Origin of the sequence: Enterococcus sp. DIV1090, from assembly GCF_050537975.1 — a bacterium.
Taxonomy (GTDB): domain Bacteria; phylum Bacillota; class Bacilli; order Lactobacillales; family Enterococcaceae; genus Enterococcus; species Enterococcus faecalis.
Genome location: NZ_CP172917.1, coordinates 1,454,208 through 1,478,312, shown reverse-complemented (window position 1 = coordinate 1,478,312; position 24,105 = coordinate 1,454,208). Strand labels below are relative to the sequence as shown.

Annotated in this window: 21 protein-coding genes and 2 pseudogenes; 20 read left to right on the top strand and 3 right to left on the bottom strand. The window is 38.0% G+C overall.

Features of this window, described 5'->3' with window-relative positions; genetic code table 11:
- Positions 1–35: 35 nt before the first annotated feature.
- The gene (locus IGL48_RS07105) at positions 36–1,067 is read right to left on the bottom strand and encodes a YdcF family protein (RefSeq protein ID WP_002398315.1); all 1,032 of its coding nucleotides are present in this window, start codon (positions 1,065–1,067) and stop codon (positions 36–38) included.
- A 282-nt stretch (positions 1,068–1,349) separates the two neighbouring features.
- On the opposite strand from IGL48_RS07105, the gene ptb reads away from it, so the two are divergent.
- The 8 genes and pseudogenes from ptb (at position 1,350) to IGL48_RS07065 (ending at position 9,216) form a co-directional block, all read left to right on the top strand.
- Positions 1,350–2,171 (top strand): branched-chain phosphotransacylase, encoded by an 822-nt coding sequence (gene ptb, locus IGL48_RS07100; protein WP_002405354.1) that lies wholly within the window; start codon positions 1,350–1,352, stop codon positions 2,169–2,171.
- An 18-nt stretch (positions 2,172–2,189) separates the two neighbouring features.
- On the top strand, positions 2,190–3,272 hold the full coding sequence (buk, locus tag IGL48_RS07095; protein WP_002360224.1) for a butyrate kinase: 1,083 nt from the start codon (positions 2,190–2,192) through the stop codon (positions 3,270–3,272).
- Between the two features lie 5 nt (positions 3,273–3,277).
- A complete protein-coding gene (gene lpdA, locus IGL48_RS07090; protein WP_010824676.1) occupies positions 3,278–4,687 on the top strand; it encodes a dihydrolipoyl dehydrogenase in 1,410 nt (469 codons plus the stop codon).
- A gap of 10 nt (positions 4,688–4,697) precedes the next feature.
- Complete coding sequence (locus tag IGL48_RS07085; RefSeq protein WP_025190734.1) at positions 4,698–5,690, top strand: thiamine pyrophosphate-dependent dehydrogenase E1 component subunit alpha; 993 nt, start codon at positions 4,698–4,700, stop codon at positions 5,688–5,690.
- Between the two features lie 21 nt (positions 5,691–5,711).
- Positions 5,712–6,698 carry an alpha-ketoacid dehydrogenase subunit beta gene (locus tag IGL48_RS07080; RefSeq protein ID WP_002357475.1) on the top strand — a complete coding sequence of 329 codons (987 nt, stop codon included), beginning with the start codon at positions 5,712–5,714 and terminating at the stop codon, positions 6,696–6,698.
- 23 nt (positions 6,699–6,721) lie between these two features.
- A pseudogene (locus IGL48_RS07075) lies at positions 6,722–6,892 on the top strand (biotin/lipoyl-containing protein); the annotation flags it as partial.
- A gap of 192 nt (positions 6,893–7,084) precedes the next feature.
- A pseudogene (locus IGL48_RS07070) lies at positions 7,085–8,020 on the top strand (dihydrolipoamide acetyltransferase family protein); the annotation flags it as partial.
- Positions 8,021–8,163: 143 nt separating this feature from the next.
- Positions 8,164–9,216 (top strand): PTS sugar transporter subunit IIC, encoded by a 1,053-nt coding sequence (locus tag IGL48_RS07065; RefSeq protein ID WP_002384478.1) that lies wholly within the window; start codon positions 8,164–8,166, stop codon positions 9,214–9,216.
- A gap of 8 nt (positions 9,217–9,224) precedes the next feature.
- On the opposite strand, the gene IGL48_RS07060 is transcribed toward IGL48_RS07065, so the two are convergent.
- A complete protein-coding gene (locus IGL48_RS07060; protein ID WP_002357478.1) occupies positions 9,225–10,115 on the bottom strand; it encodes a LysR family transcriptional regulator in 891 nt (296 codons plus the stop codon).
- A gap of 176 nt (positions 10,116–10,291) precedes the next feature.
- Between IGL48_RS07060 and IGL48_RS07055 the strand changes: the two genes are divergently transcribed.
- The 12 genes from IGL48_RS07055 (at position 10,292) to IGL48_RS07000 (ending at position 23,293) form a co-directional block, all read left to right on the top strand.
- Positions 10,292–11,233: a 2-dehydropantoate 2-reductase gene (locus tag IGL48_RS07055; RefSeq protein ID WP_010824673.1), complete on the top strand. Its 942-nt coding sequence runs from the start codon at positions 10,292–10,294 to the stop codon at positions 11,231–11,233.
- A 275-nt stretch (positions 11,234–11,508) separates the two neighbouring features.
- Positions 11,509–12,360, top strand: coding sequence for a ribosome biogenesis GTPase YlqF (ylqF, locus tag IGL48_RS07050; RefSeq protein ID WP_002357480.1), 852 nt, complete (start codon positions 11,509–11,511; stop codon positions 12,358–12,360).
- A gap of 1 nt (position 12,361) precedes the next feature.
- Complete coding sequence (locus tag IGL48_RS07045; protein WP_002369352.1) at positions 12,362–13,129, top strand: ribonuclease HII; 768 nt, start codon at positions 12,362–12,364, stop codon at positions 13,127–13,129.
- Positions 13,130–13,189: 60 nt separating this feature from the next.
- Entirely contained in the window at positions 13,190–14,053 is an 864-nt protein-coding gene (gene dprA, locus IGL48_RS07040; protein ID WP_002382350.1) for a DNA-processing protein DprA, read from the top strand.
- A gap of 90 nt (positions 14,054–14,143) precedes the next feature.
- Positions 14,144–14,797 (top strand): CPBP family intramembrane glutamic endopeptidase, encoded by a 654-nt coding sequence (locus IGL48_RS07035; RefSeq protein WP_010824672.1) that lies wholly within the window; start codon positions 14,144–14,146, stop codon positions 14,795–14,797.
- Between the two features lie 184 nt (positions 14,798–14,981).
- Positions 14,982–17,060: a type I DNA topoisomerase gene (topA, locus tag IGL48_RS07030; RefSeq protein WP_002357484.1), complete on the top strand. Its 2,079-nt coding sequence runs from the start codon at positions 14,982–14,984 to the stop codon at positions 17,058–17,060.
- Between the two features lie 107 nt (positions 17,061–17,167).
- On the top strand, positions 17,168–18,475 hold the full coding sequence (trmFO, locus tag IGL48_RS07025) for an FADH(2)-oxidizing methylenetetrahydrofolate--tRNA-(uracil(54)-C(5))-methyltransferase TrmFO (protein WP_002357486.1): 1,308 nt from the start codon (positions 17,168–17,170) through the stop codon (positions 18,473–18,475).
- Between the two features lie 211 nt (positions 18,476–18,686).
- Entirely contained in the window at positions 18,687–19,586 is a 900-nt protein-coding gene (xerC, locus tag IGL48_RS07020) for a tyrosine recombinase XerC (RefSeq protein WP_002357488.1), read from the top strand.
- A gap of 28 nt (positions 19,587–19,614) precedes the next feature.
- On the top strand, positions 19,615–20,163 hold the full coding sequence (gene hslV / locus IGL48_RS07015) for an HslVU peptidase proteolytic subunit (protein ID WP_002357489.1): 549 nt from the start codon (positions 19,615–19,617) through the stop codon (positions 20,161–20,163).
- Between the two features lie 14 nt (positions 20,164–20,177).
- On the top strand, positions 20,178–21,581 hold the full coding sequence (gene hslU, locus IGL48_RS07010) for an ATP-dependent protease ATPase subunit HslU (RefSeq protein ID WP_002366731.1): 1,404 nt from the start codon (positions 20,178–20,180) through the stop codon (positions 21,579–21,581).
- A gap of 20 nt (positions 21,582–21,601) precedes the next feature.
- Positions 21,602–22,384 (top strand): GTP-sensing pleiotropic transcriptional regulator CodY, encoded by a 783-nt coding sequence (gene codY / locus IGL48_RS07005; protein ID WP_002357492.1) that lies wholly within the window; start codon positions 21,602–21,604, stop codon positions 22,382–22,384.
- 33 nt (positions 22,385–22,417) lie between these two features.
- A complete protein-coding gene (locus IGL48_RS07000; RefSeq protein WP_002390651.1) occupies positions 22,418–23,293 on the top strand; it encodes an aldose 1-epimerase family protein in 876 nt (291 codons plus the stop codon).
- A gap of 41 nt (positions 23,294–23,334) precedes the next feature.
- On the opposite strand, the gene plsY is transcribed toward IGL48_RS07000, so the two are convergent.
- Positions 23,335–23,964 carry a glycerol-3-phosphate 1-O-acyltransferase PlsY gene (gene plsY, locus IGL48_RS06995; RefSeq protein ID WP_002360243.1) on the bottom strand — a complete coding sequence of 210 codons (630 nt, stop codon included), beginning with the start codon at positions 23,962–23,964 and terminating at the stop codon, positions 23,335–23,337.
- Positions 23,965–24,105: the final 141 nt, after the last annotated feature.

Here is a 24,105-nt window from a genome sequence, read left to right as displayed (position 1 = left end):
AACAGCGGCTCACAAAAATGTGAGTCGCTATTTTTTTAGATGGGTAAGATACTGATTCCTAAAAGAAGAGTGACAAGTAGAAAAACAAAAAGCACAATTCGCTTATCATGAACCAGTAAGGCAATGTATTCTCGGATTAGAGCAGTTGGTAAAAAATATAAGGCAGTTGGCGCCCCGACACCTTCAGCTTTTAAGCCGACACGATGGGCATACATAGCTCCTCGTAAGACATGATAGTTATTTGTTGAAAAAATAACAGAGGGTTGTTTAGAATCAGACGGCATCTTTTGCCAATCTGCCTGAATTATTGCTTTAGAAAACAACATATTTTCATAAGTGGTTGTGGATTGGTCCTCCATCAAAATTGCTTCTGCAGGAATATTTTGTGAAAGCAAATATTTTTTCATTGCGAAAGCTTCGGCCACAGGTTCGTCAGGACCTTGACCCCCGCTGACTACAAATTTAGCGGTGGGATTTTTTTCATAATATTCAATCCCTTTATCTAATCGACTCTTCAAAAGTGGAGGTACTTCCTCGCTACGAATTCCCGAGCCTAAAACAATGATATAGTCAACCGCTTTTTTTAAAGGAATCATTTGGTACATCCATGAATACAAGACGTAAGCAGCAAATAGAAAGGTCAGCAAAAGATCCATTAACAATAGAAAAAGTAAGAACAGAAAAAGGACATAGGGTACTTGCATTGTACCAATCGATAATAAATAAAGAAAGGCTGGTAAAGCAATTAATAAGTTCAACCCTAAGCCCGCCGACAATTTAGCCGTGACACTTTTGCCTTCTTTCGTTTGCATCGTACGTGAGTTAAAAATAAAGTAAAGGCAAATGCCGATAAACACAGCGGGAATTAATAGATAAGCAATGGCTAAGGTAATGAGGTCGCCATTCTTAAAATGTAAATAAATTTTGTCTAGTCCGATAAATAGTAAGGTGACTAATGACAATAAGGTGCCAGAAGCCAAAGTGATACCGCCGAGGATACTGCGGTTATTAATTTTTAATATACCAAATCCTAGTAGGGCGATAAACAAAAAGAATAGTAGTGCCATTTAATTCCTCCTAAAAATAAGTATCTAAAGTATAACATGGTTTAGAATCTGACATGAATAAACAGCTGTGCCGAAGCATAAGTTTTCCTTTCATTCTTAGAAAAGAAGTTTTTTCATGAAAAGTAAATTAGATAACAATTGTTTAGAGAAAGAAAAGCTTGATTTACTGAGCTTTTCCTTCTCTATAAAAAATATTAATAAGGACATAAAAATTAACAATTTGTATGCGCTTACATACTAAGGTAGATTTAAAGTGTAAAGAAGAAAAAATGAGGTGAGAAAATGATCACTGTTTCAATTGCAGGAGGTTCACAACCAGAGATTTTACAGCTAGTTAAAAAAGCGCTAAAAGAAGCCGAGCAACCGTTGCAGTTTATTGTATTTGATACAAATGAAAATCTTGATACTGAAAATCTCTGGAAATATGTTCATTGCTCAGATGAGGCCGCGGTAGCACAGGAAGCTGTCAGTCTAGTTGCAACCGGTCAAGCACAAATTTTATTGAAAGGAATTATTCAGACTCACACATTACTGAAAGAAATGTTGAAAAGCGAGCATCAATTAAAAAATAAACCGATTCTTTCCCATGTAGCAATGGTGGAGCTGCCTGCGGGAAAAACCTTCTTGTTAACCGATTGTGCGATGAATATCGCCCCCACTCAAGCGACACTCATTGAAATTGTTGCAAATGCTAAAGAAGTCGCCCAAAAATTGGGACTGCACCACCCGAAAATTGCTTTGTTAAGCGCAGCGGAAAATTTTAATCCTAAAATGCCTTCGTCTGTTTTAGCAAAAGAAGTCACGGCACATTTTAATGATCAACAAGAGGCTACGGTTTTTGGGCCACTTTCGCTTGATTTAGCGACCTCTGAAGAAGCGGTTGCGCATAAACGTTACAGCGGTCCTATCATGGGGGATGCAGATATTTTAGTGGTCCCAACTATTGATGTTGGCAATTGTTTATACAAATCATTAACCTTGTTTGGGCACGCCAAGGTGGGAGGAACGATTGTTGGCACAAAAGTCCCAGTCGTTTTAACATCTAGAAGTGATTCGACAGAAAGCAAATTTCATTCATTAAGATTTGCCATGAGACAAGTTTAAAAAAAGGAGCAGAAAACAATGGAAACAGTATTGGTTATTAATCCTGGATCGACCTCCACGAAGTTAGCGCTTTTTGCTAATCATGATTGCTTGGCGGAAGAAACGCTTAGACATAGCGTCCAAGAATTGGCACCTTTTGAAAATGTTGTCAGTCAAACACCATTTCGAAAACAAATGATCGCGGAATTTTTAGAAACACATAACATCACACAATTAGCCGCTGTCGTAGGGCGTGGTGGTTTGCTTAAGCCTATTCCTGGCGGTACGTATCTTGTCGATCAACAAATGCTAGAAGACTTGCGGACAGAACGCTTTAATACCCATGCTTCAAATTTAGGGGCGATTTTAGCTAATGAGTTTGCAGAAAAATATCACGTGCCAGCCTTTATTGTCGATCCTGTTGTTGTAGATGAGCTACAGCCATTAGCCAGGATTTCCGGATTAAAAGGCATTCACCGGCGTAGCGTTGGTCACGCCTTAAATCAAAAAGCGGTCGCTCGAAAAATCGCTGAGGATTTAGGAAAAACATATGAGCAAAGCAATTTTATCGTTGTTCATTTAGGTGGGGGCATTAGCTTGGGGGCGCATCAAAAAGGCCGCATGGTGGATGTGGTAAATGGGCTTGATGGTGAAGGTCCTTATACGCCAGAACGCAGTGGTGCCTTACCGCTCGTTGAATTTGCACAATGGATACTTGAACAGGAGTTGACGATTAGCCAAGTGAAAAAGCTAATTGCGGGAAATAGCGGACTTAAATCATACCTAGGTGAAACAGATTTACGGCATATCCAAGCACAAATAGCTGCAGGTGATCAAACAGCAAATTACTATTTAAAAGGAATGTGTTACCAAATCGCAAAAAGTATTGGCGAGATGGCCGTGGTTCTTGAAGGCACAATTGATGCAATTATTTTAACAGGGGGCGCAGCCTATTCGCAAACCGTTGTTCAAGAAATTAGTCAAAAAGTCACTTGGATTGCACCAATTAAGGTTTACCCAGGTGAAATGGAGATGGCTGCTTTATATGAAGGCGTCAATCGAGTATTAACAGGGGAAGAACAAGCTTTAAATTATAGTGAAGCAAAAATTGAGCAGGAGTGATCAAAATGGCGGAACAAACAGATTTACTGATTTTAGGTGGCGGAACAGGAGGCTATGTAGCAGCAATTCGAGCCGCACAAAAAGGGCTAAAAGTCACAATTGTTGAAAAATACAAATTAGGTGGCACTTGTTTGCACAAAGGCTGTATCCCTACAAAAGCTTTATTAAGAAGCGCAGAGGTTTTTGATACCTTAAAACAAGCGGCTTCTTTTGGGATTGAAACAGAGGCAGCGTCCATTGATTTTTCTAAAATACAACAACGGAAAGAAGGAATTATTGAGCAGTTACACAAAGGTGTTGAAGGCTTATGCAAAAAAAATAAAATCAAAATTTTAGCAGGCGAAGGTGCGATTTTAGGTCCCTCTATTTTTTCACCAGTCTCTGGCGCAGTGGCAGTTACGTTTAATGATCCAACACGGGAAGAAGAAATTATCGTTCCTAAAAATGTCATTATTGCGACAGGTTCTAGTCCTAAAACGTTACCTAATTTGCCATTGGATGAAGAATTTATCTTATCTTCTGATGGGATGCTTGAATTAGAAGAGCTACCAGAATCAATTGCAATTATTGGTGGTGGCGTTATTGGTGTCGAGTGGGCTTCTTTATTAAATAGTTTAGGTGTCAACGTAACTATCATTGAATTTTTGGATCGGTTACTTATAAATGAGAGTGCAACAATTTCTAAAGAATTAAAGAAACGTTTAGAGCAACGAGGAATTAACATTTTATTAGGTAGCAAAGTCCAAGAAGCGAAAGTTACCGGGCAGAAGGTTCAAATAGAAGTTGCAGGACAAGAAACCCTCACCGTTGACAAAGTCATGGTAGCAATTGGACGTCAGCCCAATATCAATAAGTTAGGGTTACAGAATACCTCAGTGAAATATACTGACAAAGGCATTGAAGTAAATGAATTTTATCAAACCACAGAAGGACATATTTATGCGATTGGCGATTGTATCGATACACTTCAACTAGCGCATGTGGCTATGAAAGAAGGAGAGCTAGCTGTTCAGCATCTTTTAGGCGAGACAGTTGAACCTTTAAATTATACAAACGTGCCTCGAGGTGTTTATACAAATCCTGAAATAGCAAGTGTCGGCTATACTAGAGAAACTTTACCAGCAGATAAAGAAGTAGTGATTGGTACCTTTAATTTTAATGGTAATGGTAAATCACTTGTTTATGGAGAAACAGATGGCTTTATAGAAGTAATTCGTGACAAGAAGACCGATGATTTATTAGGGGTTTCTATGATTGGGCCACATGTCACGGATTTAATTGCCGAAGCAAGTACTGCCATGTATTTAGATGCCGCGCCCATTGAAATTGGTGAAGCAATCCATGCGCATCCAACAATGACAGAAGTATTGCAAGAAGCAGCCTTAGATACTTATGGCTTAGCGATTCACAAATAGAGAAAGGTTGATGAAAATGAAAGCGCTTAAAAAAACAGGTTTATCAAAAGAAGAATTGATTCAGGCATATCGTCAAGTACTACGAGGACGTCGTTTAGACGAACGGTTGTGGCAATTAACAAGGATTGGTAAGACCTCTTTCAATATTTCTGGTCAAGGGGCAGAAGTTGCACAAGTAGCGATGGCGATGGCTTTTGATCCTCAAAAAGATTATTTTTTACCGTATTATCGTGATATGACCGCGTGCTTGGTTTGGGGCATGACCTCCAAAGATATTTTAATGGGTTCTTTTGGAAAAGAAGCGGATCCTTCTTCCCATGGTCGTCAAATGCCGAATCATTATGGTTCAAAAGAGCATAATATTGTTTCCTTCTCTTCAACAGTAAGTACACAAATGCCATTAGCGACAGGTGTTGGTTATGCAGCGCAACTTCAAAAAACTGATTTTGTTGCATTGACCACCACTGGGGAAGGCTCTGCCAATCAAGGAGAAGTCCAAGAAGCTATGAACTTTGCAGGCGTAAAAAAATTACCCGTCATTTTTGTTGTTGAAAATAATGAATATGCGATTTCTGTCCCAATTGAAGAACAGTATGCCAATAAACGAATGGCCGATCGCGCGAAAGCTTATGGCTTTGAAGGTGTGACCGTTGATGGTAGTGATTTTACTGCAGTCTATCTAGCATTTAAAGAAGCAGTAAAAGCGGCTCGCGGGAAAAAAGGACCAAAATTGATTGAATTAATGGTTTCTCGCTTGACTTCTCATTCCGCTGATGATGATCAATCTGTTTATCGTTCAAAAGAAGAAATTGAAGAGATGAAAAAGAACGATGCAGTGAAGCTTTTTGAAAAACAATTATTAGAAGAGGGCTATTTAACAGACGAAGACATTGCCAAAATTGATGAAGAAATTCGTGCAGAAATCAATCAAGCAACGGATGAAGCAGAAGCAATGCCAGATCCTGTACCGACATCAATTTTAGAAGAAGTGTATGCAAAATAAGAGAAGAGGAGAAGAAATATAATGGCTGAGATGACTTATTTAGAAGCAATTAACTTAGGAATTTCTGAAGAAATGGCTCGTGATGAAAAAGTAGTTATTTTTGGGGAAGATGTCGGCGGCGACAAAGGCGGCGTGTTCGGTGTAACAAAGGGCTTGGCTGCTAAATACGGTGACGAGCGTTGTTTTAATACACCGTTAACAGAAGGCTTAATTGGTGGTTTAGCTGTCGGCTTAGGTTTAATGGGCTATCGCGCAATTGGTGAATTTCAATTTGCGGATTACATTTTGCCTGCAACCAATCAATTGTTATCAGAGGCTCGGACAATGCGCTACAGAACAAAAGGCGATTGGACTGCGCCGATCGTTTATCGGACCCCTTATGGCGGCGGTGTTCGTGGTGGGCTGTATCATTCTCAGTCTACAGAAAAAGTTTTTTGTGGACAACCAGGATTAAGAGTGGTGACCCCCTCTAATCCTTATGATGCAAAAGGGATGATTAAAGCAGCGATTCGTTCCGATGATCCAGTCATTTTTTACGAACATAAGCGTTTATATCGTTTACTAAAAGATGAAGTGCCTGCAGATGATTATATCGTACCAATTGACAAAGCCAATGTCGTTAGAACGGGTAGTGATTTAACCGTGATTAGTTACGGCATGACCTTGCAATTAGCTTTAGCTGCGGCGGAAAAACTAGCCGCTGAAGGAATTGATGCCGAAATCGTCGATGTTCGCTCATTATATCCTTTAGATCGCGAAACATTAGTAGCTGCAGCTAAGAAAACAGGGAAGGTTTTACTCGTAACAGAAGACAATAAAGAAGGCAGCGTGATGAGTGAAATTGCGGCAATGATTTCAGAAGATGCTCTCTTTGATTTAGATGCACCGATTCAACGACTTGCAGGACCTGATTGTCCAAGCATGCCTTATGCATTACCTTTAGAAAGAGAATTTTTAATCAATGAAGAGCAAGTATTAGCAGCAATGAAAGAATTAGCAGAATTTTAATTGAAGCAAGGAGGAAAAAATAAATGGCCACAAAAGAAATCAAAATGCCTCATCTAGGCGAAAGTGTCACAGAGGCAGCCATTGTCCAATGGTTAGTTAAACCAGGAGATTCAGTGAAACGTTATGATCCCTTAATGGAAGTCGTTTCTGATAAAGTCACCACGGAAGTCCCATCAGATTTTGATGGTGTAGTAAAAGAATTTCTGATTTCTCTAGATACAGATGTGCCCATCGGAACAGCGGTGATGACGTTAGAGACAGAAGAAACAACCGAAAAAACAGAAGAAGCTACTTTAGCACCAGTGAAAGAAGCAAGTGCGGAACAAGCACAAGAACATGAAACGGTTGAAACAACAAGCACTGCGACGTCCCATCAAAAAAATAATGGTCGTTATTCCCCAGCAGTCCTTAAAATTGCCCAAGAAAAAAAGATTGATTTAACACAAGTTACAGGGACAGGTCGTGATGGTCGAATTACTAGAAAAGATGTTACAAACTTTACACCAACACAGGCAAGAACGCCTGAGAAAACAGTGAGTCCAGGAACTAGCCCTTCAATTTCAGAGGAGCCAGTTGCTTCGCAAAATGAAAGCGCCGCAACAGCTAGTCCAACTGAAACAACCACAGATAAAATTGTCTCTGCAGATCCTGTACGTAAAGCAATTGCTAAAAAAATGGTCCAAAGTGTCAACGAAATCCCTCACGCTTGGTTAATGGTGGAAGCGGATGTGACCAACTTAGTCCAACTTAGAAATTCATTAAAAGATGAATTTAAACAACAAGAAGGCCTGTCTCTAAGCTTCTTCCCATTTTTTGCCAAAGCAGTCATTCAAGCGTTAAAGAAAAATCCAAAAATCAATACATCTTGGGATGATGGCTCAATTATTTATCATAAAGATGTTAATTTATCCATAGCTGTAACGACAGACGAGCATCTTTACGTGCCAGTGATTCAACAAGCGGATAACTATTCGATTGCAGGGCTAGCTAAAGAAATCAATCGCTTGGCACAAGAAGTCCGACAAGGAACGCTAGCAAGCAAAGAAATGCAAGGAGGGACCTTTACTCTTAATAATACTGGAACACTAGGTTCCGTCCAATCGATGGGAATTATTAACCATCCACAAGCTGCGATATTACAAGTAGAGTCAATTAATAAACGCCTTGTGCCAACCGCAGATGGAGGCTTTAAAGTGGCAGATATGGTTAATTTATGTCTTTCTATTGATCATCGAATTTTAGATGGACAACAAGCAGGTAAGTTCTTGCGAGATGTTAAAGATAATTTAGCGAAATATAATGCGGATACGGATGTATATTAAAAATCGTTCCTTGCTTTAGTTAAATAAAAAGCGCCTCAAAGAAATAAGCGCTCTTCTTTGAGGCCGCTCTTTATCTAATAGAAAGTTCAATCATTCTCAAACTTGTTCTAAAAAAACAAAAATAATCAATAGGAGTGTTGAAAATGCCCACTGATAAACTGGATGCTCAATTAACCCCAAGAATATTTTTTAACAAAGTGTTAGCTGGAACAGCTTCCGGCACCATTATCGCCTTAATTCCCAATGCTGTATTAGGAGCCATTTTAAAATATTTTGCAGAATACAAGATTATCGAAATGATTATTCATGCGGCGCAAATTTTCCAACTAGCCACCCCTTTAATTATTGGTGGACTGATTGCTTTTCAATTTGGCTTAACGCCACAAAAAATGATGATTGCTGGCGGTGCAGCATTTGCTGGCTCTGGCGTGATTAAATTTAATTCAGAAGTGAAAGGCTTTATTGGTGCAGGCACTGGTGACATCATTAATATTATGATTACCGCTTCTGTTGCAGTCTTACTTTTATTAGTCATCGATAAAAAATTCGGTTCAGTGGAAATCATTGCTTTACCGATCGTTGTTGGAGTAGGTGCAGGCTTGTTTGGCATGTTGATTTACCCATATGTGACACAGATCACGGTCGCCATCGGGAAAGTGATTAACAATTTTACTGATTTCCAGCCAATTATCATGAGTATTTTAATTGCTTGTTCATTTGCTGCACTGATTATTTCACCAATCACTACTGTGGCAATCGGTTTGGCGATTCAGTTGAATGGCTTGTCTGCAGGTGCTGCCGCAATGGGAATTGCAGCCACAACTGTTGTTCTTGTGATTAATTCTTGGAATGTCAACCAATCGGGAGTGACACTGGCTGTCTCTTTGGGCGGTATGAAAATGATGATGCCTAACTTATTTAAATACCCAATTATTTTAATTCCTTGTTTATTTACAGCGACTATTTCAGCAATTCCTGTGGTTCTATTCAACATTTCAGGAACCCCACAATCGGCTGGATTTGGCTTGGTTGGACTCGTGGGGCCACTTGCTTCATTGGATGCGGGCTTAGGGATCTTACCCTTACTCTTTTCTTGGTTTGTTGTTCCAATTGTCGCGGGTTTATTCTCAAAATTCTTATTTGAAAAAGTGTTGAAACTTTATGATAGTAAAGTCGTCTTTGCTTATCAAGGCTAGGCTATCCATTAATTTTCTTTAATGATTTGGATAAAATCTCTAACATCTTCTGTCATACTAAAATCGCGGCGCAAAGCAATGCCGATGGGGAAATAGTCAAACTTATCTTTTAAAGGAATCCATTTCAGTCCCTGACTTTTTCCCACTTCATAATATTCAATCGGCAGCAAACAAATCGAATTATTTTTTTGTAAACTATAAAGAAGTACTTGTAAATCATCGTTATGCAAAATGATATTCGGCTCATAACCGAAGCTCCGAGTCCGATCTAGTAGTAGGCGACCAATCATAAAATTATCACTTAACGATGAAAATCGTTGATCTTTCAAATCTTTAAAAGTTAATTTTTCATATTGGGAGAGAGGATTTGATTCTGGTACCACGACATAAACATGGTAGCCTTTGGTAGTCGTTTCTAAAGGTTCAATATGAATAATTTCAGGTAAGGTATTTGGGAAAGAAATTAGTCCCATATCAATTTCTTTATTTGCTAACATCGTTTGTAATTTTGGCGAGCCGTCTTGCTGTAATATTAAATTCACATGTGGATGGGTTGTTAAAAATCGTGAAATTTCTTTCATAAATTGTACAGCAAATAAAGTAGTTAACCCTAAACGCAATTGCTTTTTAACTGGTTTCTGGTTCATTTCACGAATATCTGTTACCAATTGATCGAATTGAAAAACAACTTCTTGGCCATGTTCATATAAATAAACACCTGTATCAGTTAATTGAAACGGTTGATCAGAATGATCAAACAACGCTGTGCCTAACTCAGATTCCATTTTTTTCAATGCTAAAGAAAGTGTTGGTTGGGTGACAAATAAATTGCGAGCGGCCGCCGATAAACTGCGGGTATTAACAATTTCAATGAAGTACTTTAAAAGCTGAATATTCATCAGAAACTCCCTTTCTTTTTAAAAGCGCTTACACAAATGCGCTTGGATAAAAAATAACAAATAGATCACTTATAATATAACATATGTTTTGCCTTTTTATTGCTATAAAAGTAAGAGATAGAGATTTTCTTAGCAGATTTTTACCTAAAAATAAAAAATTGAACGGAGGAAAAGAAATGAAGATTATTATCGCAGGTGCTGGCGCTATGGGCAGTCGCTTTGGACTAATGTTACATCAAGCAAGAAATGATGTTATTTTTGTCGATGGTTGGCCAGAACATATTGAAGCAATAAGAAAAAACGGGTTAGTTGCTGATTTTAATGGCGAAGTGGTGACCGCTAAAATTCCTATCTATCCTCAGACAGAAGTAGCAAGCATCGATTTTACAGCAGACTTAGTTATCCTATTTACAAAAGCAATGCAACTGGAAGGAATGCTTGAAGCATTAGAACATTTCCTTAATAAAAATACAAAAGTTTTATGCTTGTTAAATGGAATTGGTCACGAAGATATTATCAAAAAATACGTGCCTTACGAAAATATTTTATTAGGAAACACAATGTGGACCGCTGGTTTAGAAGGACCGGGTAAAGTAAAATTATTTGGCAATGGTTCGATTGATTTACAAAATTTAGGAGCGCAAAGTGAACAAGCAGCAGAAGCAGTCATTAAGGTATTAAATAACGCTGGCTTAAATGCACGTTATTCTGAGAATATTTTATCATCCATTTATAAGAAGGCCTGTGTGAATGGAACAATGAATGGTTTATGTACTTTGTTGGATTGTAATATGGCAGACTTTGGCGAAACAGAGCAAGCAGATCAAATTGTTCAACAAATAGTTAATGAATTTTTAGCAGTCGCTGAAGTGGAACAAGTTACGTTAGATAAACAAGCAGTTCTTCAACAAATCCGCTCGTGTTATAATCGAGAAACAATTGGTTTGCACCATCCATCGATGTATCAGGACTTAATAACCAATCATCGTTTAACCGAAATTGATTATATCAATGGAGCAATTGTTCGCAAAGGGAAAGCCTATGGGATTGCTACACCGTACTGTCAGTTTTTAACAGAGTTAATTCATTGTAAAGAAAATTTACTTCATGCGAAATAACGAGTAAAAACAGAAATACTCTTGAGTCGGGCTTGAGAAGAGCTTGACCTACTTCTTTCTATACTTTGCCAGTGTACAAGGCTGAGACAAAATCCAAAGTGAGTTTGTTTCAGCTTTTTTGTTTTTTTAAGAACACTACAGAAAATACATCAAATCCGTGAAAAATATGTTAAACTAGAGAAGGTGTTTTTTCGCAAGAATCTACGCGGAACACAGGACTCGTTGAAGAATTGAATCAAAGAAACAATGTGTTAAAGAAGGGATTTGAACAGATTATGACCATTCAATGGTTTCCCGGCCATATGGCCAAAGCAAGAAGAGAAGTTTCTGAAAAAATCAAATATGTCGATATTGTATTTGAACTAGTTGATGCGCGGTTACCGCTTTCTTCCCGTAACCCAATGATGGACCAAATTGTCCAACAAAAACCACGATTAGTCCTTTTAAATAAAGGGGACTTAGCAGATAACGACCAAAATAAAAAATGGCAACATTACTTTCAAAAGAAAGGATACCAAACCCTAGTCATCAATGCCCAACAAAATAAAGGAATCAATAAAATTGTGCCAGCAGCCAAGGAAGCGTTAAAAGAAAAATTGGCTCGTGAACAGGCGAAAGGCTTGAAACCGCGTGCGATTCGTGCCATGTGTATTGGGATCCCCAATGTTGGTAAGTCAACCTTAATGAATCGTTTAGTCGGAAAAAAAATTGCGCAAACTGGGAACAAGCCAGGTGTGACAAAAGGACAACAATGGTTACGCTCTGGTTCCCAATTGGAATTACTGGATACACCAGGAATTCTTTGGCCAAAATTTGAAGATGAAGAAATTGGGAAAAAATTAGCTTTAACTGGCGCTATAAAAGATCAATTATTGCATTTAGATGATTTGGCGATTTATGGATTAGAATTTTTTGCACGTTTTTATCCGCAACGTTTGACGGAACGATATGGTTTAACAGAGGAAGAGCTATTTTTACCTGCCCCAGAACAGTTGATGTTAATTAGCCAAAAACGTGGTTTTAGAGATGATTATAATCGAGCCAGCGAAATGATTATTTTAGAAATTCGCAGTGGAAAATTAGGTACGTATACTTTGGACCGCTGGGAAGAACTAGGAGACGAATAACATGGCAAAAGAGTCGATTCAGGCAATCAAAGAAGCGTTGTTAACGGTCACTGATGCAACCGATGAACGATTAGCAAGCTGGCGAGAAGATGAACGTTCAGGAGTGCAACAAGCGATCAAACAATGGGAACGTCGCCAGTTAGCCAAAGAAAAAGAGTGGCAACTTTTTAAAGAAATGAGTCAATTTGAGGAAGCGGCCTATAAAAAAGGCCATCGTTTAATTGCAGGAATTGATGAAGTAGGCCGCGGACCATTAGCTGGTCCTGTTGTGACAGCTGCAGTTATTTTGCCGAAAGATTGTCAATTATTAGGCTTAAATGATTCAAAAAAACTATCTGCTAAAAAACGGGAAACGTTATATAACCAGATTCAAGAACAGGCTGTCGCTATCGGGTTAGGTATCGCTGATCAAGGAGTTATTGATCAGATTAATATTTATCAAGCAACTAAACAAGCGATGAAAATGGCAATTGACGATTTAGCTTTTACACCAGATTATTTATTAATTGATGCAATGCAGTTAGACGTTCCCCAACCACAAGAAAGTTTGATTAAAGGGGATGCACGGTCCATTTCAATTGCAGCAGCCAGTATTATTGCAAAAGTAACAAGAGATCGATTAATGGAAGAATATGATGAATTATATCCTGGATATGGATTTAAAAACAATGCAGGTTATGGAACAAAAGAACATCTTCTCGGGTTAGAAAAATACGGTGTAACACCCATTCATCGACGTACGTTTGCGCCAATAAAAGATATGATTTAAAAATAAAACACTTTTTTTACGTATTCTTATTTTAAGAAGATGTGAAAGAGGTGTTTTTTGTTGGAAATTTTACAACGACAATTATTATTTAAATTAGCGGTATGCCAAGGAATTGGCAATTTAGGGATCTTAAAAGTGTTACAAGAAGCTATCGCACAAAAGCGTGTTGATTTTTCCAGTACAGAAATTATTAGAATTGCTGAAATCAAGAAATATCGTGAATTATTTGAACAATCTTGGTTACACCATACGATTCATAGTGAAGCGTTATATATACGACAATGCCAACACCAATTTATGACAATTTTAGATGCCGTCTATCCTAAATTATTACGAGAAATTTATAATCCACCAGCAATTCTTTTTTATAGAGGAAATTTACAATTGTTGAGCAGAAGGAAAATTGGCATCGTCGGCGCTCGCTACGCCACTTCGTATGGGTTAAGAGTGACTGAAGCTCTGGTTCCTAAAATAGTCAAAGAAGGGTTCACAATCGTCAGCGGTCTTGCCAAAGGTATCGATAGTCGTAGCCATGAGATGGCCATCCAGAACGGGGGTCAGACAATTGGAATTTTAGGCACTGGATTAGATGTATATTATCCGTATGAAAAGAAAGAATTACAGCAAACTATGAAGCAGAATCAGCTTGTTTTAACAGAATATGTGAATGGGAGTGGGCCGAAAAAATATCATTTTCCTGCACGTAATCGCATTATTGCTGGATTATCTTTAGGGGTCTGCGTGATGGAAGCTCGTAAGAATAGTGGCTCTTTAATTACTGCACAAGCGGCGATGGATTACGGGCGCGAGGTATTTGCCGTACCGGGAAGTATTTTCCAGTCTTTTTCAACAGGCTGCCATGAATTAATTCAGGACGGCGCTAAATGTGTTCAGACAATTGATGATATTTGTGAAGAATTGTGACTTTTACTAATTGTGAATTGACAACCTACGTTCACTTCGGTACTATTTAATCAGATTTTAATCTTTTGGTTGGTAGTTAGGAGTGTCTAAATGGAAACGGTTGTTAGAAAAAGATGGTTGTTTGGTATGCAGCTACTGGGCTTTTTGATTTTGGATCAAATTCCTTTGATGATGGTCTCACTTGTTCAATTTTCTACAGAAAATTTTTGGTTTCGCTTTGTTAGTGGATTAGTGGCTGTTGGACTTGGTGCCTATTTCGTCTATCTATTTGTTGCTTTTTTGAAAAAGAAAAAGCTCATAACTTGGACTTTTTTAGGAATCAAAGAAACCTTGCCAGTGGTCTTGTTAGGTTTGGTGATAATCTTTTGTGTGGGAATATTTGGTGATTTCTTATTACGTCTGGAAGGACTAGAGACGACCTCTAACCAACAAAGTGTTGAAGAAATTGTCCAAGCCATTCCTAAAGGACTTATACTTATTTTTGCAGGTGTGATTGGGCCAATTTTCGAAGAGGGAATTTTTCGTGTCGGGATTCAAGCGTTTTTCAAGCCAGCTTCAAAAATAGGCATACTCGTTTCTTCTATTTTATTTGCACTTGTGCACACGCCCACAGATATAGGTAGTTTTGTTATTTATTGGGGCATGGGTTTAGCTTTAAGTTGGGTCTATCTACGCACGGGTCGCTTTGAAGCTACTGTCTTGACTCATTTTATTTGGAATGTTTTGGGTATTTTAATGCTTTAGGATAAAATCTATAAATCATAGGCATTTTTTATTTATAAATTCGGACAGTCAAACAGAAATGACAGAAATGTTAGAAAGCCTAGTCTTGACAAACCTATTCTATATAGCATATGATGTATTACGATTTGTGCGTTTTTTACATATATTATATAGTAGGAAAGCGAACGCGAAAGGAGCTAATTGAATGGCCTATAAGTATCTCGTGATTGTAGAATCACCTGCCAAAGCCAAAACAATTGAAAAATATCTAGGAAGAAACTACAAGGTGGTTGCCAGTGTTGGTCACATTCGCGATTTACCAAAAAGTAAAATGGGGATTGATATTGAAAATAATTATGAACCTCATTATATTTCGATTCGCGGAAAAGGCGATGTCATCAAAAGTTTAAAAGCGGCTGCAAAAAAAGCTGAAAAAGTCTATCTCGCAGCCGATCCGGACCGAGAAGGTGAAGCAATTGCTTGGCATTTAGCTTATCTTCTTGGCCTTGATTTAAAAGATAAAAACCGTGTGGTATTCAATGAGATCACTAAAGAAGCAGTAAAAGCGGCATTTAAAGAACCTAGAACCATCAACGTTGATTTAGTTGATGCACAACAAGCACGGCGCATTTTAGACCGTTTAGTTGGATACTCGATTAGTCCTATTTTATGGCGTAAAGTCAAAAAAGGTTTGAGTGCTGGTCGTGTGCAATCTGTTGCTTTAAAAATGATTATTGATCGAGAAAATGAAATTCGAGAATTTAAACCTGAAGAATATTGGAGCATTGATGGGAATTTCCAAAAAGGTCGCAAGAAATTCAAAGCAAATTTCTGGGGCGTAGATGGTAAAAAGAAAAAATTACCAAATGCAGAAGCGGTGAAAGAAATCACTTCTCGGATTGACGGTAAAGATTACGATGTTACAAAAGTTGAGAAAAAAGAACGGAAACGTAATCCTGCATTACCTTTTACAACCAGTAGTTTACAACAAGAAGCGGCACGTAAATTAAATTTCCGTACCCGTAAAACCATGATGGTTGCGCAACAATTGTATGAGGGAATTGCTTTAGGGAAACAAGGCACTGTGGGGCTGATTACTTACATGCGTACAGACTCAACCAGAATTGCTGATTCCGCCAAAGCAGAAGCTGCTGAATTCATTGAAAAGACCTACGGAGATGAGTTCTCAGCACATGGCGGCCGCAAAGCAAAAAATACGCAAGGTGCACAAGATGCCCATGAAGCGGTTCGTCCGTCAAGCGTTTTAAGAACACCCGATGAAATGAAGAAGTATTTAGATAAAGATCAATTAAAATTATATACTCTTATTTGGTCGCGCTTTGTTGCTAGTCAAATGACACCAGCGATTTTAGATACCATGAAGGTCACGCTTCAACAAAACGGCGTAACGTTTATTGCCAATGGCTCCAAAGTGAAATTTAAAGGGTTTATGCAAGTATACGTTGAAGGACGCGATGATGGTAAAGAAGACAAGGAAAATATTTTACCTGAATTAGTAGAAGGTGACGTTGTTAAATCGGTCGATATCGAACCGAAACAACACTTTACTCAACCACCGGCTCGTTTTAGTGAAGCCACGTTAATCCGGACTTTAGAAGAAAATGGTGTGGGCCGACCATCAACGTATGCGCCAACATTAGAAACCATTCAACGGCGTTATTACGTGAAGCTAACGAATAAACGGTTTGAACCAACGGAATTAGGTGAAATTGTGAATTCCCTAGTTTCAGAGTTTTTCCCACAAATTGTCGATACACATTTTACAGCGACAATGGAAACGGACCTAGATAAAGTCGGTGAAGGCCAAGAAAAATGGGTTGAAGTTGTCGATCGTTTCTACAAGCCCTTCGAAAAAGAATTAACAAATGCCGAAGAAAAAATTGAAAAAATCCAAATTAAAGATGAACCAGCAGGCTTTGACTGCGAACTATGTGGACATCCAATGGTGATTAAGCTGGGTCGCTACGGGAAATTTTATGCATGTAGTAATTTCCCAGATTGTCGGAATACAAAAGCGATCGTTAAAGAAATTGGCGTGACGTGCCCTGTGTGTCACGAAGGACAAGTTATCGAACGCAAATCAAAGAAAAATCGGATTTTCTATGGCTGTAGTCGGTACCCAGAGTGTGACTTCACTTCTTGGGACAAACCAGTAGGCCGACCATGTCCAAAATGTGGGCAATATTTAGTAGAGAAAAAAGTTAAAGGCGGCAAACAAGTCGTTTGTATCAATGGCGATTATGAAGAAAACGTCCAAAAATAAGAAAAATTGAGACCGAAGAATTTACTTCGGTCTTCTCTTTTAGTAAAATGAATTGAGTTTGTAAGAGACAGCTCTTAACTTCTTGACATAGAAAGGAATTTTTATACATGACAAAAAAAGTCACAATTATTGGTGCCGGTTTAGCTGGAAGTGAAGCGGCATGGCAAGTGGCCAATGCTGGCGTACCAGTTGATTTATATGAAATGCGCCCTGTCAAAAAGACACCAGCGCATCAAACAGAAAATTTTGCAGAGTTAGTTTGTTCTAATTCATTACGTGGAAATAGTTTAACCAATGCGGTAGGTGTTTTGAAAGAAGAAATGCGCCGTTTAAATTCAATCATTATTGGTAGTGCAGATCAAACCGCTGTACCAGCTGGCGGCGCCTTAGCAGTTGACCGTGATTCTTTTTCTGAAACAATCACTGAAAAAATTAAAAGTCATCCATTAATTACAATCAAAAATGAAGAGATCACCGATATTCCGGAAGGGATTGTAATTATTGCAACGGGTCCCTTAACCTCTGAAAGCTTATCTCAAAAAATTCAAGAATTTAATGGTTCTGAAGGCTTTTATTTTTACGATGCAGCAGCACCAATTATTGATAAATCAACAATTGACATGGATAAAGTTTATTTAAAATCTCGTTATAACAAGGGGGAAGCGGCTTACTTAAATTGTCCGATGACTGAAGAAGAGTTCAATGCTTTTCATGAAGCGCTAGTCAATGCAGAAGTGGTTCCTTTACGCACGTTTGAAAAAGAGAAGTTTTTCGAAGGCTGTATGCCCATCGAAGTAATGGCGCAACGTGGCATTAAAACCATGTTGTTTGGCCCAATGAAACCTGTCGGACTAGAAGACCCTAAAACAGGTAAACGCCCGTATGCTGTAATTCAATTACGTCAAGACAATGCTGCAGCTTCTTTATACAATATTGTTGGTTTCCAAACGCATTTAAAATGGGGTGAACAAAAACGAGTATTCCGTATGATTCCGGGATTAGAAAATGCTGAATTTGTTCGCTATGGCGTCATGCATCGTAATAGTTTTATGAATTCTCCAGAGTTGCTAAAACCAACCTACCAATCAAAAAAACGTGACGATCTGTTTTTTGCTGGACAAATGACTGGTGTTGAAGGATATGTTGAAAGCGCGGCAAGTGGTTTACTCGCAGGTATTAACGCAGCTCGTCTTGCCAAAGGGGAAGAGCCGATTGAATTCCCTCGCGAAACGACTTTAGGAAGTATGGCTTATTATATTACACATGCAGAAGGCAAACATTTCCAACCAATGAATGCAAACTTTGGGCTTTTCCCAGAGTTACCTGAACGAATTCGTGACAAAAAAGAACGCTATGAAGCAATTGCTAATCGGGCCTTAGATGTCCAAGCTCAAGTTATCCAATCTTTAGACTAAAGTAGAAAAAATATGAGAAAAGACCGAGCATCATTGCTAAGAAATGCGATGATACTCAGTCTTTTAATTTTTAGAAAAAAATAACAAAAGCTAAAGAATAGTTAAAATTGTGAACATATTTAGAAATATTGATTAAATTCTGACAACTTAATTGTCTTTTGAAAAAGGTTATGCTAAAGTTACTTTGTAATCGAATGAGGAGGGCTATCACATGGAAGAAAAGAATTGGCCTGAGTTATTTGCTCGTTATCTTATTGTCGAAAGAGGCTATTCAGAAAAAACAAAAAAAGCATATCAAGAAGATATACAACATTTTTTTTCGTTTTTAAAGACTTCAGGTAATGACAATTATTTGACTGTGGAACATTTGGATGTTCGGGCTTATTTGAGCGAATTGTACGATCAGGAATATAGCCGTAATTCGATTAGTCGAAAAATTGCCAGTTTGCGTTCTTTTTATCAATTCTTATTAAAAAATGAAGCAATCCAAGAGAATCCTTTTTCCTATGTTCATATGAAAAAGAAACAGTTACGGTTGCCCCGTTTTTTTTATGAAAAAGAAATGGATGCATTATTTGAGAGCGCACAAGGCGAGCAACCGCTTGATTTGAGAAATCAAGCGTTGCTAGAAGTTCTGTATGGGACTGGTATTCGGGTCAGTGAATGTGCGAACTTAACGGTGGACGCAGTTGACTTTCAAGCTTCTGTTTTATTGGTTCACGGAAAAGGAAATAAAGACCGTTATGTGCCTTTTGGTTCATTTGCACAAGACGCCTTAAAGGATTACTTAGAGAATGGCCGCGCGCTATTAATGACAAAATATCAAAAAAAACATCCGTATGTCTTTGTTAATCATCATGGTGAACAAATCACGCCAACAGGGATTGAATATGTCTTAAACCAACTAATTAAAAAAAGTTCATTAAATGCGGAAATTCATCCCCACATGTTACGCCATACATTTGCGACACATTTATTAAATAATGGCGCCGATATGCGGACAGTTCAAGAATTATTAGGACATGCTAATTTATCAACAACTCAGATATATGCGCATGTGACAAAAGAAAGTTTACAAAAAAATTATCGAACGTTTCATCCTCGTGCATAATGGAGGTAAACGTCTAGGAGGAACAATAATGGTTGAATCACAATTTCACTCTACAACAATTTGTGCAGTCGAAAAAGATGGAAAATTTGCAATGGCTGGTGACGGCCAAGTAACAATGGGCGAATCTGTCGTTATGAAAGGTACGGCCAAAAAAGTGCGCCGTATTTACAATGATGAAGTCGTTGTCGGTTTTGCAGGAAGTGTGGCAGATGCCTTTACATTAGAAGAAAAGTTTGAAGGAAAATTAAATGAATACAACGGAAACTTAACGAGAGCTGCGGTTGAGTTAGCCCAAGAGTGGCGTACACAACAGTCTATGCAAAAATTAGAAGCTATGCTGATTGTGATGAATAAGGAAGAAATGCTCTTAGTTTCAGGAACTGGGGAAGTCATTACACCAGACGATGGTATTTTAGCAATTGGTTCAGGCGGTAATTTTGCTTTGTCCGCTGCAAGAGCCATGAAAAACTTTGGCGATAAAGAAATGCCAGCGAAAGAGATTGCTAAAAATGCCTTAAATATTGCTGCAGATATCTGTGTATTTACGAATCATAATATCATTGTAGAAGAATTATAAGCGAGGGAAAATCCATGAATGAATTAAACAAAACACCAAAAGAAATAGTCAAAGAACTAGATCAATATATTGTTGGACAGCAAGCTGCCAAAAAATCAGTGGCGGTAGCTTTACGTAACCGCTATCGTCGCTTGCAATTAGAAGAAAATATGCAACAAGATATTACGCCTAAAAACTTACTAATGATTGGACCAACAGGTGTTGGTAAAACTGAGATTGCTCGTCGTCTCGCAAAAATTGTCAATGCGCCTTTTGTAAAAGTTGAAGCAACCAAATTTACAGAAGTAGGCTATGTCGGTCGGGATGTCGAATCAATGGTTCGGGATTTAGTAGAAAATGCGATCCAAATTGTTGAAAAACAACAATACAGTCGCGTGTACGCGCAAGCGTTGAAAAAGGCCAATCAACGTTTAGTCAAAGTATTAGTGCCTGGAATTAAAAAAGAACAAAAACAGGCTGGCGGTAATCAATTTGAACAAATGATGAACATGTTTAACATGGCTCAGCAACAGCAAGAAGCACAAGAAGAAGTAACGGAAGATATTCGAGCGAATCGCCGAACAATTTTGGAACAGCTGGAAAAAGGTCTATTAGATAATCGTGAAGTAACAATTGAAATTGAAGAACCGAAGAAAACGATGCCAGCTATGAACAATGGCCTAGAACAAATGGGTATCGACTTAAATGAAACGTTAGGCGCTCTGTCACCAAAGAAAAAAATTGAACGTACTGTAACGGTGAAAGAAGCACAAGAATTATTAGTGAAAGAAGAATCAGCAAAAATTGTCAATGATGCTGATATTCATAGTGAAGCGATTCGTTTAGCTGAATCAAGCGGAATTATTTTTATCGATGAGATTGATAAAATCACCTCTAAAAGTCAACAAAATTCGGGCGAAGTCTCTCGTGAAGGAGTACAAAGAGACATTTTGCCGATTGTTGAAGGCTCCCAAGTTAACACGAAGTATGGTCCTTTACAAACGGATCACATTTTATTTATCGCTTCAGGTGCTTTCCACTTGTCAAAACCAAGTGACTTGATTCCAGAATTACAAGGCCGCTTCCCAATTCGAGTTGAATTAGATGATTTAACGGCTGATGACTTCGTAAGTATCTTAACTGAGCCAAATAATGCTTTAATTAAACAATATGTAGCATTAATCGGTACAGAAAATGTTTCAGTCATCTTTACAAAAGAAGCAATTGAACGGTTAGCACACATCGCTTATGATGTAAACCGTGATACAGATAATATTGGGGCGCGTCGTTTACACACAATTTTAGAACGTTTATTAGAAGATTTATTATATGAAGCACCAGATATGCAAATGGGTGAAATTACGATTACCGAAGCATATGTCAATGAAAAATTGAATGACATTGTTCAAAATGAAGATTTAAGTCGTTACATCTTATAAAAAAGGCTGGAGGAGAAAAGATGGCTACATTATTAGAAAAAACACGTCAAGTGAACGAGCTTTTGCAAAAAAATAATTTGTTTGACGTACAAGCAGAACTTCCGTACAACAAAATGGCAATGATTTTAGGGGATATTTTAGAAAGTAATGCGTATATTATTAGCAGTTCAGGGGATTTGTTGGGGTATACTGAAAAATTAGATGTTAATAATGCCCGTATCAAAAATATGTTTAAAGAGAAAAAATTTCCTCAAGGATACACCGAGGCCGTGGATATGCTCAAAGTAACCGAAGCCAATATTCCAATAGACAGTGATTTAACTGCATTTCCTTTTGAATCACGAGAGCTGTATCCGTTTGGGTTAACCACTATTGTGCCTTTGTACGGTGCTGGCAAACGCTTGGGTACGATTATTTTAGCGCGTGTTGAAAAATCCTTTAACGAGGATGATTTAGTGTTAGCTGAATATAGTGCGACCGTTGTCGGCATGCAAATTTTGTATCATCAATCCAGAACAATTGAAGCAGAAGTTCGCAGTGCGACTGCCGTGCAAATGGCCATCAACACTCTTTCCTATAGTGAATTAAAAGCCGTCCATGCTATTTTTGAAGCCTTAGATGGCGAAGAAGGTCGTTTAACCGCTTCAAGTATTGCAGACGAAATAGGCATTACTCGTTCCGTAATTGTGAATGCCTTAAGAAAATTAGAATCAGCTGGAATTATTGAATCACGTTCTCTTGGTATGAAAGGGACTTATTTAAAAGTATTAAATCAACAATTTATTAAAGAGTTGGAAAAATAAGCAATAGCTCGTATCAACTAGGAGGACAACGCAATGACTGTACAAATTGAAAATGAATTTCTAATCGCAACATTTGCTGAAGAAGGAGCAGAATTAGTAAGTTTACAATCAAAAGAAACCGGCATTGAATATATTTGGCAAGGAAATCCTGAATTTTGGGCCCGCCATGCGCCCGTACTTTTTCCGATTGTCGGTCGTCTAAAAGAAGATACGTATATGTACCAAAATCAAGCGTATCATTTAACTCAACATGGTTTTGCTCGTGATCAAGTATTTGATGTGATTGAAAAAGGTGGAGAAGAAGTTTCTTTTTCACTAAAATCAACAAAAGCAACCAAGAAGAAGTATCCTTTTGATTTTGAACTAGTGATTACTTATACATTAGAACATCAAGAATTGACTGTAAACTACCAAGTAGAAAACACAGGGAAAGAAGAGATGTATTTTGGGATTGGTGGTCATCCCGCCTTTAATGTACCTTTAGAATCTTCACTAACGTTTGAAGATTATTATCTAAGTTTTTCACCTAAAAAATCACGGACACAGATTCCCTTAGCAGGCCCGTTTATTGATTTAGCGAATAAAACGCTAGCCCAAACGAATACCAGCTTTGACTTAACGCATCAATTATTTGAAAATGATGCAATGATTTTTGAAACAAAAGGTCAAACAGCAATTACGATTGCCACAGACGAAAGTGACCATCAAGTCACTTTGAGTTATCCAGAAATGCCTTTTGTGGGGATTTGGTCACCGACACCGAAAGAAGCGCCTTTTGTCTGTATCGAACCTTGGTGCGGGATTGCTGATGCTGTCGACGCAACTGGCCAACTTGCTGAAAAATTTGGCATCAATAAGTTACCAGCTAACGAACTATTTAAAACACAGTATATGATTAGTGTAAAATAAAGAAAAAGGCTGTGAACATTATTTGCTCACAGCCTTTTTCTTTATTTTTTTGCACGTAAGCCAAAAGAAAGGCGACTTTCTGTTCCATTTTTAATTCGCTGAATGTTTTCACGATGACGGACAAAGATAAAAGTAGTCAAAGCAATCGCAATCACGGTTAATAACCAGTTAAATGTTGGTAAAATTGCTGGGACAGTGAAAGGCAAAATAATAGTAGAAAGTGTAATTAGTACAGCGCTAATCATACTTGTTAAACTCACCATACTGGTTAGATACAGACAAATCACAAAAATAAGAGCAGAATAAATAAAAAATGTGGGGCTGTATGCTAATAACATGCCAGCGCTAGTGGCTACGGCTTTACCACCTTTGAAATTGGCAAAAATAGGGAAGGTATGCCCTAAAACAGCTGCTACCCCAAAGAAGAGCGGATTCACGCCTTGTAAACCAAACAAATAGGGTAATGAAGTGGCTAACGTTCCTTTCAAGATATCCATTAATAATACCGTAATTCCGGCAGGTTTCCCTAAGACACGAAATGTATTGGTTGTTCCTGTATTCCCACTCCCAAATTGGCGTATATCTTTTTTAAAGAAAAGTTTACCAATCCAAACACCTGAGGGAATCGAACCTAATAAATAGGCAACAAGTAACAAAATGACGATTTTCATCAAGTTAACCTCTTTCTTATTCAAACTAGGATTTATTTTATCATGAATAGAAAAACGGAACAACGTCTAATAACTAAAACAAGAAAAGTTTTTCTTTTGCTTGAGGAAGCGTTGACAAATGGTTGATAACCGTTATAATAA

Bases quoted from the DNA above. Each gene is read 5' to 3' on its own strand.
- IGL48_RS07105 (WP_002398315.1), bottom strand. From the start codon at position 1,067: ATGGCACTACTATTCTTTTTGTTTATCGCCCTACTAGGATTTGGTATA.
- ptb (WP_002405354.1), top strand. From the start codon at position 1,350: ATGATCACTGTTTCAATTGCAGGAGGTTCACAACCAGAGATTTTACAG.
- buk (WP_002360224.1), top strand. From the start codon at position 2,190: ATGGAAACAGTATTGGTTATTAATCCTGGATCGACCTCCACGAAGTTA.
- lpdA (WP_010824676.1), top strand. From the start codon at position 3,278: ATGGCGGAACAAACAGATTTACTGATTTTAGGTGGCGGAACAGGAGGC.
- IGL48_RS07085 (WP_025190734.1), top strand. From the start codon at position 4,698: ATGAAAATGAAAGCGCTTAAAAAAACAGGTTTATCAAAAGAAGAATTG.
- IGL48_RS07080 (WP_002357475.1), top strand. From the start codon at position 5,712: ATGGCTGAGATGACTTATTTAGAAGCAATTAACTTAGGAATTTCTGAA.
- IGL48_RS07065 (WP_002384478.1), top strand. From the start codon at position 8,164: ATGCCCACTGATAAACTGGATGCTCAATTAACCCCAAGAATATTTTTT.
- IGL48_RS07060 (WP_002357478.1), bottom strand. From the start codon at position 10,115: ATGAATATTCAGCTTTTAAAGTACTTCATTGAAATTGTTAATACCCGC.
- IGL48_RS07055 (WP_010824673.1), top strand. From the start codon at position 10,292: ATGAAGATTATTATCGCAGGTGCTGGCGCTATGGGCAGTCGCTTTGGA.
- ylqF (WP_002357480.1), top strand. From the start codon at position 11,509: ATGACCATTCAATGGTTTCCCGGCCATATGGCCAAAGCAAGAAGAGAA.
- IGL48_RS07045 (WP_002369352.1), top strand. From the start codon at position 12,362: ATGGCAAAAGAGTCGATTCAGGCAATCAAAGAAGCGTTGTTAACGGTC.
- IGL48_RS07035 (WP_010824672.1), top strand. From the start codon at position 14,144: ATGGAAACGGTTGTTAGAAAAAGATGGTTGTTTGGTATGCAGCTACTG.
- topA (WP_002357484.1), top strand. From the start codon at position 14,982: ATGGCCTATAAGTATCTCGTGATTGTAGAATCACCTGCCAAAGCCAAA.
- trmFO (WP_002357486.1), top strand. From the start codon at position 17,168: ATGACAAAAAAAGTCACAATTATTGGTGCCGGTTTAGCTGGAAGTGAA.
- xerC (WP_002357488.1), top strand. From the start codon at position 18,687: ATGGAAGAAAAGAATTGGCCTGAGTTATTTGCTCGTTATCTTATTGTC.
- hslV (WP_002357489.1), top strand. From the start codon at position 19,615: ATGGTTGAATCACAATTTCACTCTACAACAATTTGTGCAGTCGAAAAA.
- hslU (WP_002366731.1), top strand. From the start codon at position 20,178: ATGAATGAATTAAACAAAACACCAAAAGAAATAGTCAAAGAACTAGAT.
- codY (WP_002357492.1), top strand. From the start codon at position 21,602: ATGGCTACATTATTAGAAAAAACACGTCAAGTGAACGAGCTTTTGCAA.
- IGL48_RS07000 (WP_002390651.1), top strand. From the start codon at position 22,418: ATGACTGTACAAATTGAAAATGAATTTCTAATCGCAACATTTGCTGAA.
- plsY (WP_002360243.1), bottom strand. From the start codon at position 23,964: ATGAAAATCGTCATTTTGTTACTTGTTGCCTATTTATTAGGTTCGATT.